This is a genomic window from Bizionia saleffrena (assembly GCF_008086175.1).
GTDB lineage: Bacteria > Bacteroidota > Bacteroidia > Flavobacteriales > Flavobacteriaceae > Bizionia > Bizionia saleffrena.
In genome coordinates, this window is the sequence record NZ_VSKM01000002.1 from 1 (window position 1) to 11,977 (window position 11,977).

The window sequence follows — 11,977 nt, forward strand, 5'->3', positions numbered from 1 at the left end:
GACGACTACGCGAGTTTCAACGACTTGAAATCGAGGTCTAAAAGCCTCATAGAACTGTACGAAATCTGTGTAGAAAAAGAGAGGGGGTTTTCAATGTTGACGAGATCATAGTCTCCGCGTGTATAATAACCTTATTCCTCCCTTTTGTTCCTTCTTATTTATATGTCTTAATTTAGTGTTTTTATTGAAATGCTAACTTAAGACGTGTATAATGCATTGCTAGTTCAGTGATTACTTGGAAAATCCTTCGGATTTTCCTCTGTTTCGTTTCCTTTTACTAAATTAGTTACTTAAACGCGCAACACAACCATACACGAACACGTTGTAACCAATTTTGACCCGTCCTGAATAAAGGCTACATAATTTTAAACATTATGTACAAAAATGACAAAGTAATTAGACGTTACAGCGAACCTTTCAAATTAAAAATCTAGACTAACTCATTATTTAAGACAATATGTGCTACGATATTAAAGCAAGTTATAAAGCTCAACTATATCGAGCTAAACGAAAAGGCGACCTAGCCGCAGTTGAAGAAATATTAGAAAACTTAATTCCTTTAACTGATTTACCATCACACCACATTTCTGGATTTAGCCATCCCGAATTGTTAATATATACTGATGACTCACCCGATTTCCCTACTGTTGCAACTTGGGGACTAGTTCCTCATTGGGTAAAAGATGAAGTCCAAATGAAAAAGTTTTGGAATAATACTTTAAATGCTCGTGGTGAAACGATTTTCGAAAAACCATCTTTTAGACAAGCAGCAAAAAATAATAGATGCTTAATTTATGTGGACGGGTTTTATGAACATCATCATTTTAATAATAAAACTTACCCATTCTTTATTCAACGTAAAGACGAAAACCCTATAGCCTTAGCTGGACTATGGAGTGAATGGATTAACCCTGAAACGAATGGCAGAATGAATACCTTTTCAATTGTAACAACAGTTGGGAATTCAATGTTAGCTAAGATCCACAATAACCCGAAAATAAAAGGCCCACGAATGCCATTGATTCTACCTCCTGCGCTAGAAGATAATTGGCTAAATACAATTGACGATGAATTAGATAAACAGAAAATTCAAGAATTAATACAAAGCTCCCCAGAAGAAGAATTGAAAGCACACACGGTTAGAAAATTACGTGGCAAAGATTACATTGGTAATATCCCTGAAATCTCCAACGAATTCATTTATGAAGAATTAGAATTTTAACGTTAATAACTATAAACGTTTATAGTTAATTTATATGATTATTGCGTTTTCGGAAGAATAGCTCCACCGTTGCTCAACCGTTGCTCCACCGTTGCTCCACCGTTGCTCCACCGTTGCTCCACCGTTGCTCCACCGTTGCTCCACCGTTGCTCCACCGTTGCTCCACCGTTGCTTTAGGTTACATTCATAACCAAATTGGTTATGAATGTAACCTAAAATCAATCTTTGAAATGCTTTTCAAAAACTATTAAATTTAATGAAGGAAAACATTAAAAATAAGTAATCACCAAAATAGCTTACGTCATTGCTAGTATCTATTAATTTTTAATCTCTACTGCTTCAGTAATCAAATATGTCTAAAGCTATAGTCATGTATGATGAATTTAATATTAGATTGAAAGTAACTAACGTTTAATGTTAAAAACGGTATTTAAAAGAAAGATAGTAGCTTCTTCTTCAGTTACAAGTATCTTCTTTTCTTTTTTGAGCTTCTTTGGTTTCTCGGCTTCTTCTTTGGTTTTCGATTTAGTTTGAGTAACACTCGGAAATACGCCAGATGGATTCATAAGTTCTTTAAAGGATTTAAAATCCTTTTTATTCAATATAATCTCATTGGTTGTTTCATCAATTTGAGTAATACCTATGAAGTTTTCTTGAACATACGCCCAATGTTCTATAATTGCTTTTTGCTGTATCTGAAATGATAAACTTGTTTCTTGTTTTAGATCCTCTATATCCTTTTGAACGTTTTCAAACATCCACATAGATATTCGCTTTATGAAATCTAATTGCGTGATATACTTATTCAAGATAAAATCGAATTGCTTCGCATCTAAATCATTTTGTAGTTCAAGGAGTTTGAATGTATTTAAATCCAAACGCTCCTTTTTAATCATGATATGATGGCTAGACTGTTCATTATTCAATAAAGCATTTGAACCATCTGGCTTTATGATTACAACCTTATCAAAAAGATTATTATACGAACTATCTTCCCATTTTTCATTTTTGAATTGATTCCAAACTCTCCATGGAATATAAAATACCATAGGAACATACAACCGCTTAGTCATATCAATATATATCTGATTGAATGATTCCTTCATTTAATTTTAATTTATTCTATAACATATGTGAGTAATCTTCTGGCAATTCAGCGTCTATGTCTCGTAAATATTTTTCTAATGCTGACATAGAAGAATGTCCAGTTATAAGCATTAATTTACTCTTAGCTTCAAATGGTGAAGACTGCTTCACTAAGTACCTGTATAATTTAGTGATATAAGTGTGCCTAAAACTATAAAGACCGTAATCCTTGTCTAACCCAAAATAATCCTTTACAACACGCTTAAATCGCTTGGAGTAATAATCTCGTTTGTTTTCAAGAGCGGTATCCCACTCCCCTCCTATCTCATCTGGAGTAAAAAGAGAAAGTTCTTTATTCATCTTGGATAAATCTGGTAATTCCTGAATCAATAAATCAGGAATTATTTTAGTTTTTAAAGGGCTATTCTTGGCTTGAAACTTTATCGTTTTATTTTTTAAATCAATATCCCCTACTTTAAGCCTACAAACTTCAATAGGACGTAAAAAATTATAGGAAATAAATTTTATGAAAAGTAAGAGATTTGTATCCTCTTTTTCTAAATACGTAAAAATCTCCTCTTGTCTTTCTTGAGTGTAAGTTTTGTTCCTTTTCGGAATCGCTTTTAAAACAGGTATTTGTTTGATAAAATTCGCATGAATAATATCATTATCAAACAGAACTTGCACAATACTACTTAGGTCTGCACGAAAGTTGTTTCTATTTCGGGGACTTGTCCTTGCAAGAACATCACTTAAAAACTCTGATACCAACTTTTTGTTAACTTCATCGATGCCCTTAACTTTAGGATGGATTTCTTCAACCCATTTAGTAAAGTTTTTCAACCTGTTTTCAAAGCTACGTCTGGTAGTATCATTTATAAGTTTTTCTTTTTGCTTTAAGCCAAAAGCGAAAGCTTCTTTATACCCCATTACAGGTTCTTCATCCACAACTGCTTTATGAATATTAAATTCAGCAACATTTTCAAGTTTTTTTATTGGCATAGACTTTTTATCTTTATCAATAATACCTTGAAAAACTAATGTGTTGTCAGAATATGGGCTATACCCTTTTTTAAGAAGCTTTAGTAATGACTTTCGATAAGTAACTAATACGGAAAGTCTATCCTCCTTAGTTTTGAATTTATTTGCATTTGCGTAGATAGCAGTTTGTCGTTTAAGTTTTCCCGAATCTGGATCTCGATAAGAAAAATAGACGTACCAACGTTTATTTAGGTCTCCATTGCCAGAGTAAATTTTTGGAGTAGAAAAATTCTTTTTCAAACTTAAATCGTATTCACTTTCGTATTCATTTTGTAGTTCCTGCGAAAGATAGTCAAAAATATTATGCATAAAATAACGGTTTGACTGAAGCCAAACCGTTATTAATAAGATAATTAAACTTAGTAGCGGGAACTGGACTCGAACCAGTGACCTTCGGGTTATGAGCCCGACGAGCTACCTACTGCTCTATCCCGCGTTGTTCGACTGCAAAGATACAAACCTTTTTAGATATAACAAGCCTATTTTTAATAAAATTTTACTGTTCTATATTAACCGCTTCAAAACCAATAAGTTCACCGTCAAAAAAAATTACAGATAACTGTATTGGGTTACAACACACCTCGCAATCTTCTACATAAGTCTGTTTAGACTCGCTAGGATCAAGTAGCATAGAGATATTTTCCCAACAATATGGGCATTGAAATAAGTATTCGTACATAATTTATAGCATAAAAAAGAGCCAACTAAATAGCTGGCTCTTGTTGTATTATAATAGCAATTTGTAAAAGAGTGTTAATCTCTCTCTACAACATAAGTGTCTTCTATATTTAAAATAGCTTTCTTAACGTCAACCTTATTATCGATAACACTAACATATTCACGAGCCATCATATTATCGCTGATCATTAATGTATTAAGTTTTGATAAGTTATTTAGTTGAATTGGTAAATGACCTACCAATTTATTTTCGGATAAGATTAGCTCTTCTAACTGCTTTAAATCGCTAAGTTCTGTTGGAATATACCCGTGTAATTTATTATCGATAAGACTTAACTTTTTGAGTAGTGTTAGTCGGCCTAACTCAACAGGAATATCTCCAGTTAAAAAATTGCTTCCCAATTCTAAAGATTCAAGTTTATTCAATAGTCCTAAAGACGTCGGAATAGAACCAGATAATGAATTACTATACAACGCTAATTTCTTTAAGTTTTTTAAATCTCCTAACTCTGAAGGAATAGTTCCCTCAAACGTATTTAAAAATAATTCCAATGTATTTAGATTGCTTAACAGCCCGAGTGAAGCAGGAATTGTTCCCGCGATTTTATTGAAACCCAAATTTAGATTTTGTAAATATTTGAGATTTCCTATTTCTTGAGGTAATGTCCCCGTTAGATTATTCAATTGTAAATCTAAAGCAACAACTTTATCATTTTCTACAGTCACTCCGTACCACGTAGTTACTGGCTCAGAGATATCCCAAGTATTTGTCCACTGCTCACCCTGTGTAGAACTATATATCGCTAATAATGCCTCTTTTTCTAATGAAGAGATGTTTGCGACTGCAAAGGCAGAGACCAACAAACAAAGCAAGGTTAATTTAATAGTTTTCATAAGGTTAGATTTAAGACTAATTATATATCAAATATACTTTGAAATATGACTAACTACAAGTTTTTTCGACGAACGACACAAATAATATTAAAAACATAGCTTTTAATAGGCTACTAATAACTTCTAACCTACCTGTAAACACTGATAAATAGCCGCTCTTTCTAATATAACTTCTCTAATTCTTCTTGAACATTCTCCCAGTCTTCCATTAAAGTCTTCAGTTTTTCTTTTTTAGCTTCGTAAATACCAAAAAACTTAGGATCTGAAACGACCTCGTCGTAATTAGTTGCTAATTCAACGTCGATTGCTTTGATATCTTTTTCTAACTGATTTACTTTAGACTCAATATTACTCAATTTATTATTAAGAGATTTTAGTTTCTTTTGGTCGCCGTAACTCTGTTTTTTGGTTTCTTTAGGTGTTTCTTTTACAACCGTTCGCTTTTCCACTTCTCGTAAATTTTCAACTTTACGTTGCTCTAGGTAATAATCGATATCCCCTAAATACTTTCTAATATTCTGATCCTTAAATTCGTAAAGTGTTGAGGTTAATCCTTGTAGAAAATCTCTATCGTGAGAGACGAGAATTAGGGTGCCTTCAAATTTTATTAAGGCCTCTTTTAGTACGTTTTTAGATTTAATATCCAAGTGGTTAGTAGGCTCATCCATAATAAGCACATTAAACGGTTGCAGCATTAATTTTGCTAGTGCCAAACGGTTTCTTTCCCCTCCAGATAATACTCTTACATATTTTTCTGCATCATCCCCGCGAAATAAAAACGAACCTAAAATATCGCGTACTTTACTTCTGTTGGTTTCATTTGCCGCATCAATCATAGTATCTAAAACGGTTTTGGTACCGTCTAAATATTCTGCTTGATTTTGTGCAAAATACCCTATTTGAACGTTGTGACCCAATTTAAGATAGCCACCGTGCTCAATATCACCCACTAAGATTTTAGCCAATGTCGATTTACCCTGTCCGTTTTGCCCTACAAAGGCGGTTTTAACATCGCGCTCTATCAATAAGTCAACTCCCGAGAGTACTTGCTTTTCACCATATCTTTTAGAGAGATCATCAGCTTCAATAACCACTTTACCTGGCGTTATAGAAACAGGAAAATTTAAGGTCATTACACTATTATCATCTTCATCAACCTCAATTCTATCTATTTTATCCAGCTTTTTTATTAAAGATTGCGCCATTGTCGCTTTACTTGCTTTGGCTCTAAACTTTTCAATTAATTTTTCGGTTTGCTCAATCTGCTTTTGCTGATTTTTTTGCGATGCCAATTGTTGCGTTCTTAACTCTTCGCGCAACACTAAATATTGCGTATATGGTTTCGGATAATCGTAAATACGCCCTAAAGAAATTTCAATAGTACGATTCGTAACATTATCTAGAAACATTTTATCGTGCGATACAATAGCTACTGCACCAAAATAGTTTTTAAGAAAACCTTCTAGCCAGATAATAGATTCGATATCTAAGTGATTTGTTGGCTCATCGAGAAGTAATACATCGTTATTTTGAAGTAACAACTTTGCTAATTCTATACGCATTCTCCATCCTCCAGAGAACGTATCGGTTAGTTTATCGAAATCTTCTCTTTGAAATCCTAATCCTTGAAGAATTTTTTCGGTTTCCCCTTGATAATTATAACCTCCGATTATCTCATATTGGTGCTGTACCTCATTAAGTTCCACCATAAAATCGTGGTACACGTCACTTTCGTAATCGGTACGCTCGGCCAATTGGGTATTAATGTGCTCCATTTTAGCCTCCAATTCCTTAATCTCTACGAAGGCTTGGTGAGCCTCTTCTAAAACAGTACGCCCTAACACAAAATCGATGTCTTGTCTTAAGAAACCTATTTTAAGTTCTTTATCCGAAGCTATTTGCCCGGTATCGGGTTCCATGTCTTTAGACAATATTTTAAGCATTGTAGATTTTCCTGCCCCATTTTTTCCTATGAGCCCCACTCTATCACCATTACCGAGTTTAAATGTAATGTCTTCAAAGAGGTAGACCCCTTGAAATGATATCGATAAGTTATGTATGTTTAGCATAAATTTGCAACTATTGTTACCAAGTTTTAGATTAATAAAACTTAAGTTTGTGTTTTAAACGTGAGCTTACTTCAAGCTATAATTAAAATATGTTTTTCCCGAAAGATTGACTCCTTAATTGAAGAATTCTTTGACTAAAAAAAACACTTTATTCTAACTTTCGAATTAAATCGCGTTTAGTTTATAAAAATGCAAAAGTACATAAATATTATGTTTAAAAAAGGATCTAAATTATACGGAATATTTAAAGGCGTTTGTCCGAAGTGTCATAACGAGTCTATGTACAAAAACACCAATCCCTATAAGTTAAATGATATTTTTGAGATGCACGATAGATGCAGCCATTGTAATACAAGATATAAAATAGAACCCTCGTTTTTTATAGGTTCTATGTATGTTAGTTATGGTTTAGGTATTGCATTCTCTGTTGCTGCATTTGTTATTAGTTACCTTTTTATAGGAAGTTCTTTAACCACTGCTTTTGTCGCAATTGTAGTAACGCTCATTGGCTTTATGCCAATAATTATGCGATTATCTAGAAATATATGGATAAATATTTTTATGAGTTATGATAAAATTTTAGATAAAAACGCTAAGAAATAAATCGGAGATAGTCAATTTCTTGAGCAATCGCTCCCTTATTTTCTATCGCGTCGTATAACTTTTCTGCGACATAAGGACCAATCAAAACCCCACGTGTTCCTAATCCGTTTATAATGTGAACATTTTTATATTCGGGATGACTTCCTATTATTGGACGCCTATTGCTAACTGTTGGACGTATACCCGCCGATTGTTCTACTACTTTAAACGGACAATTAATTAAGGGCTTTAGCTTGCTTAAAAGCTGCTCCTTTGCAGTTTCAGTAACTGCATTGGTTTTATCCGTCCAATTATACGTAGAACCTACCGTATATAAATCGTTCCCTTTTGGAATAATAAAAACACTCGCTTTTAAAATGTAATCTATTTTAAGTGCTGGAGCGTGGATAGTTAATAATTCGCCTTTAGCTTCTTTTAAAGACACTCTAGGAAAAAATATGTTATTTACAACCCCGTAACCTTCAGCAAATACAATATGTTTAGCGGTAATATTTTTATAGCTAACTGCTGAAGTGTTTATAGTAAGCCCTTCAAAATCGAACGTTTCTTCAAGTAATTGGGCATTCGCTTTTAAATCCTGAGTATAACTATCAATAAGAACATTGGTGTCAATGCGACCTGTTTCAAGAACTTCACCAAAACCAAAGTCGGCATTTACTGAAGCGTTAGTATTTTTTTGAAGCGTTGTAGACATAAATCGAGACAACTCTAATTGATCTGAAGCCGCGTACCAATCATTTTGTTCCTCGAGAGAGGTAAACCGTCGGTAAACAGGAATTTTATAGTCTAGTTTTATATCCAACCGCTTTTCTATCGCTTTATACATTGGTAAAGCAACAGCTAATTGCTCAACCGATTTCCAGACTACGCTAAAGCGTTTTAAAACGACTGGATTGTAAACCCCACCAGCAACCAAAGAGGCTTGCTGAGAATGATTATTCATCACTACAAACGATTTGTTATTCGCAATTAATTGCTCGCAAAAGGAAATACCAGCAAGACCGCACCCTACAATAATATAATCTACATTCATAACCGCGAAGATATAATATAAAATGACGAAAGTGTCTTAAAACAAAAAACGCTCACTTAAAAAAGTGAGCGTTTTTATTAACTATAATTATTAAATTAGTAGGACCACATATCTAATTCAAAATTTCTAATTTTCTCTTTTATTCTTTTAGACTCTAATAACTGCATTAAAGCATTCTCTGCAACGTACTCGTCTATTGTTCTATCTCCATATACATTTTCTTCTTTATAAATCACTCCACTAAAACGTCTAGCGTTTAAGATATGATCGAAAGAAAACGGTACGGCACTATTTTTTGTATTAAACGATTTTGCTTCGTGTAAAACATTTCTAGCATCGGGAAAGAAAACCCAAAATAATGGATTTGGTAATTTATTCGATTCATCGTTAGAGTCAATAAAGTTAACATCTGGTGCTGCCGGAGCAATACCTAAAAGCCTATACTTTAATTCTCCTTGACGTTTATCGAAATACCAAAGCCCTTTTATTAAGTAAGCACTCACATCAAAAGAAGAAATTTTACGAGTTGTAATATACTCAGGATCTACATAACCATCGGCATTAAACTGGTCGTACCCTATTTCTAGCGTATCCACTTTAGTCGTAATGTCTTTAAGTTCTTTTTGCGTACGTAAACCGGTGAAATAAGAATCGTTATATACTTTTTCAATTTTCCCTTGGGCAATTGCCTTTATTAAAACATCGTAAAGTGATCTTCTGTTGCTACCAATATTATTGGTATCTACAGGGTAATATAACGGAAAATTTACACGTTCGTCTAGTACTACTTTTTCCCAAGTCATTTTAGCGAACATAATATCTCTATCGTCAACGTACCCGTAATCTAACGGCTTGTCGTTATCTAGCGCTTTTTGTTCTTCAGTTCTTACTCCAATTTCATCTGGATCTTTGGCATTTAATATGTTAGCCTGAGCAAAAGCTCCTGAAGACAAACACATACCCAAAATAACTGTTAATAAAGATTTATAATTCATTCTAAAAATAATTTAATTGTTTTTAATTACAAAGTTGCTTGATTAGTTAGATAACTCTATAATAATTGGTGCTGCTGGTTTTATTTTTGGACCATTAGATCGTGATCTAATTTCAAAAATCTGAATATCAGCTCCTCTTTTTGCTTTTCTTAACGCCGCTTTTGCTTGACCGCTAAGTTTGTTTCCTGAAACCGTTACACTTGGTTGCCCAGGTACTTTCATTTTAAATCCAGTCACTGTTAAAGGTAAATCGAAATCAAAGTCTTCTAAGACTGCTCCAATTGTACCAATTTCAACGTTGTTTCTAGGTAATTTGAAAGATCCAGACTTTCCAGCTAACTGACCAGAAGGTGTTGGGATATCTTTAATTCTAAAGGTTTTCTTATCTGACGCTTTAGAACCATCATCAAGAGTTGCGCTTACATTAATAGTAACCTCTCTTCCTGAAGTTGGAACCATTGTATAAGCTCCAGCCTTAGATGATTTCTTTAAACCTGATCCACTCGCAGATACTTTATTATCTGGAACACCGGCGAAAGAAATCGTCATTGGGTTAGCAACACCACGGTATACAACATTCATTTTATCTGCAGAAATAGTTGCAGAGTTTGGACGTGGAACTACCACGTAATTTGCTTTAATAGGAATTTCTAAAGGCTTACCATCTTCTAAGAAAGTAAATTTACCTTCAATTTCATGAGAACCAACATTACCAACATTAAAGTCTAGTTTAGCAGCTCCCGTAGAGTCTATTGCGTTCGCAATGTCTACCTCACTACCTTGAACAACTAGTTTAGAAGGTGTTACGTTAGCGTACTTTCCTATTACTACTCTCCCTGAAAATTTTTCACCTGCAAAAAATGCAGATTTATCAGCCAATACAATAGCTTGGTATTTATTAAGAGATACTGCGGCATCTAATGTGTTACCTAAGAAAAGGTTAAACATATTTGCTTCGGTTACTTTAACATCATTTTGCATTGCTGTTAGTTTCGTGTAAGAAGCAATTGCTGGGTACCCTTTGTAATGGTGATCTAACCATTCAATTTGTTTACCATCAGCGTTTTTTTCTGGTTCAATACTAAAACGTCTGTTAAAGCTTTCTATCGCTTTTTTGTATTTCACATCTGTACCTAAAATAGCTAAGATCTCTTTTTTATACTTTTCGATCTCTGCAATTACGGCTTCACCCTCTTTTGTTAAACGATCTCCTGTAAACCATTTTTCATCTAGGATATCTGTTTTATCCATAGATTCGAAAGGTAATTGACCGGTTTTAGGATCTATTTCATAATCTCCCGCTTTTATTAAGTCCTGCTTTAATCCTCCAATATATCTGAAAAATTTATCTGAAACAATACTTACTTGTTTTGCTTTAGTTGCCGGTACTGCAAAATCTTCTGGTTTCTCTTCTGCTTTAGTTTCTAAATTCTCTAATAGTGCGCTGTTTTTTTCTGTAGTAGCCTCGTTAGACTCTACAAACTTTGCTTCCATTAAACCAAATGCCGATAATACTTCTTTTGACATATTCATTGCTATCATTGCGATAAATACCAAATACATCAAGTTAATCATTTTCTGTCTTGCGGACTGTTTTCCTCCTGCCATGTCTAATTAGTTTGTTTTGTTAATAATTAAGTGTACTAATTACTAATTAGTTTTTATTCATTGCAGATAACATACCACCATAAACACCATTTAAAGATGAAAGGTTTGATGCTAACGATTGCATTTGCTCTTTTAATTTAGAAGCATTTTCTACAGTTTCTTCATTAATAGAAGCTTGGCGGCTTGCGCTATCCATTTGTACTTTATAAAGACTGTTTAAAGATTCTAATTGAGCTGCAGCTAATGACATTTGCTCACCGTATTTTTTAGTTGATGCCATAGAATCTACTGTTGGAGCAATTCCTTTTGCAGCGCCTTCAAAGTTTTTAATGCTGTTTCCTAAACTCGCCATTAATTCACCATCAATTTTAGCTTCTTTTAATAAGTTATCTAATTTTTTAGATAAAAGTCCGTCTGCTTCTTTAGGGTCTTCATTTTTTGATTGTTTCTTTAAAGATCCTTCTCCTCCAGCTAATTCTGGATACACTTTAGACCAATCTAAATCTCCTGATTGCTTTTCGAAAGCTGAAAGCGTAAATACGATAGCTTCAACAACCATACCTATTGTTAAGATAAGTGATCCATAAGGCCAGTGTTGGATTTTAAATAATGCTCCAAGAATTACAATTGCAGCTCCAAGCCCGTAGACCATGTTCATTGTTGAAAGTTTTCCTTTTTGTGCCATAATTTCTAAGTGTTTTAATTTTTAGTAGTTAAGTTAAGTTAAGTTATTAATAGTTAAGTAGGT

Annotated in this window: 11 protein-coding genes and 1 tRNA gene; 2 read left to right on the forward strand and 10 right to left on the reverse strand. The window is 33.6% G+C overall.

The window, feature by feature from the left end:
- Positions 1–457: 457 nt before the first annotated feature.
- The gene (locus ES676_RS01655; protein WP_148368306.1) at positions 458–1,222 is read left to right on the forward strand and encodes an SOS response-associated peptidase; all 765 of its coding nucleotides are present in this window, start codon (positions 458–460) and stop codon (positions 1,220–1,222) included.
- A 404-nt stretch (positions 1,223–1,626) separates the two neighbouring features.
- On the opposite strand, the gene ES676_RS01660 is transcribed toward ES676_RS01655, so the two are convergent.
- The 6 genes from ES676_RS01660 to ES676_RS01685 form a co-directional block, all read right to left on the reverse strand.
- Positions 1,627–2,328: a hypothetical protein gene (locus ES676_RS01660; protein ID WP_148368307.1), complete on the reverse strand. Its 702-nt coding sequence runs from the start codon at positions 2,326–2,328 to the stop codon at positions 1,627–1,629.
- Between the two features lie 16 nt (positions 2,329–2,344).
- Positions 2,345–3,658 carry a tyrosine-type recombinase/integrase gene (locus ES676_RS01665; protein ID WP_148368308.1) on the reverse strand — a complete coding sequence of 438 codons (1,314 nt, stop codon included), beginning with the start codon at positions 3,656–3,658 and terminating at the stop codon, positions 2,345–2,347.
- 54 nt (positions 3,659–3,712) lie between these two features.
- Positions 3,713–3,785: transfer RNA gene (locus ES676_RS01670), tRNA-Met, on the reverse strand.
- A gap of 60 nt (positions 3,786–3,845) precedes the next feature.
- The gene (locus tag ES676_RS01675; RefSeq protein WP_148368309.1) at positions 3,846–4,028 is read right to left on the reverse strand and encodes a CPXCG motif-containing cysteine-rich protein; all 183 of its coding nucleotides are present in this window, start codon (positions 4,026–4,028) and stop codon (positions 3,846–3,848) included.
- 74 nt (positions 4,029–4,102) lie between these two features.
- Complete coding sequence (locus ES676_RS01680; protein WP_148368310.1) at positions 4,103–4,921, reverse strand: leucine-rich repeat domain-containing protein; 819 nt, start codon at positions 4,919–4,921, stop codon at positions 4,103–4,105.
- 161 nt (positions 4,922–5,082) lie between these two features.
- Positions 5,083–6,990, reverse strand: a complete 1,908-nt coding sequence (locus tag ES676_RS01685; RefSeq protein ID WP_148368311.1) for an ABC-F family ATP-binding cassette domain-containing protein — start codon at positions 6,988–6,990, stop codon at positions 5,083–5,085.
- A 210-nt stretch (positions 6,991–7,200) separates the two neighbouring features.
- Between ES676_RS01685 and ES676_RS01690 the strand changes: the two genes are divergently transcribed.
- On the forward strand, positions 7,201–7,593 hold the full coding sequence (locus tag ES676_RS01690; protein WP_148368539.1) for a DUF983 domain-containing protein: 393 nt from the start codon (positions 7,201–7,203) through the stop codon (positions 7,591–7,593).
- On the opposite strand, the gene ES676_RS01695 is transcribed toward ES676_RS01690, so the two are convergent.
- The 4 genes from ES676_RS01695 to porL form a co-directional block, all read right to left on the reverse strand.
- Entirely contained in the window at positions 7,583–8,626 is a 1,044-nt protein-coding gene (locus tag ES676_RS01695; protein WP_148368312.1) for an NAD(P)/FAD-dependent oxidoreductase, read from the reverse strand. The genes ES676_RS01690 and ES676_RS01695 overlap by 11 nt on opposite strands.
- Before the next feature lie 95 nt (positions 8,627–8,721).
- On the reverse strand, positions 8,722–9,621 hold the full coding sequence (gene porN, locus ES676_RS01700) for a type IX secretion system ring subunit PorN/GldN (protein ID WP_148368313.1): 900 nt from the start codon (positions 9,619–9,621) through the stop codon (positions 8,722–8,724).
- A 42-nt stretch (positions 9,622–9,663) separates the two neighbouring features.
- On the reverse strand, positions 9,664–11,229 hold the full coding sequence (gene porM, locus ES676_RS01705; protein WP_148368314.1) for a type IX secretion system motor protein PorM/GldM: 1,566 nt from the start codon (positions 11,227–11,229) through the stop codon (positions 9,664–9,666).
- 46 nt (positions 11,230–11,275) lie between these two features.
- Positions 11,276–11,914 (reverse strand): type IX secretion system motor protein PorL/GldL, encoded by a 639-nt coding sequence (gene porL, locus ES676_RS01710; protein WP_148368315.1) that lies wholly within the window; start codon positions 11,912–11,914, stop codon positions 11,276–11,278.
- Positions 11,915–11,977: the final 63 nt, after the last annotated feature.

What these genes read in the sequence shown, in the direction of transcription:
- ES676_RS01655 (WP_148368306.1), top strand. Translation starts at nt 458, where the DNA reads ATGTGCTACGATATTAAAGCAAGTTATAAAGCTCAACTATATCGAGCT.
- ES676_RS01660 (WP_148368307.1), bottom strand. Translation starts at nt 2,328, where the DNA reads ATGAAGGAATCATTCAATCAGATATATATTGATATGACTAAGCGGTTG.
- ES676_RS01665 (WP_148368308.1), bottom strand. Translation starts at nt 3,658, where the DNA reads ATGCATAATATTTTTGACTATCTTTCGCAGGAACTACAAAATGAATAC.
- ES676_RS01675 (WP_148368309.1), bottom strand. Translation starts at nt 4,028, where the DNA reads ATGTACGAATACTTATTTCAATGCCCATATTGTTGGGAAAATATCTCT.
- ES676_RS01680 (WP_148368310.1), bottom strand. Translation starts at nt 4,921, where the DNA reads ATGAAAACTATTAAATTAACCTTGCTTTGTTTGTTGGTCTCTGCCTTT.
- ES676_RS01685 (WP_148368311.1), bottom strand. Translation starts at nt 6,990, where the DNA reads ATGCTAAACATACATAACTTATCGATATCATTTCAAGGGGTCTACCTC.
- ES676_RS01690 (WP_148368539.1), top strand. Translation starts at nt 7,201, where the DNA reads ATGTTTAAAAAAGGATCTAAATTATACGGAATATTTAAAGGCGTTTGT.
- ES676_RS01695 (WP_148368312.1), bottom strand. Translation starts at nt 8,626, where the DNA reads ATGAATGTAGATTATATTATTGTAGGGTGCGGTCTTGCTGGTATTTCC.
- porN (WP_148368313.1), bottom strand. Translation starts at nt 9,621, where the DNA reads ATGAATTATAAATCTTTATTAACAGTTATTTTGGGTATGTGTTTGTCT.
- porM (WP_148368314.1), bottom strand. Translation starts at nt 11,229, where the DNA reads ATGGCAGGAGGAAAACAGTCCGCAAGACAGAAAATGATTAACTTGATG.
- porL (WP_148368315.1), bottom strand. Translation starts at nt 11,914, where the DNA reads ATGGCACAAAAAGGAAAACTTTCAACAATGAACATGGTCTACGGGCTT.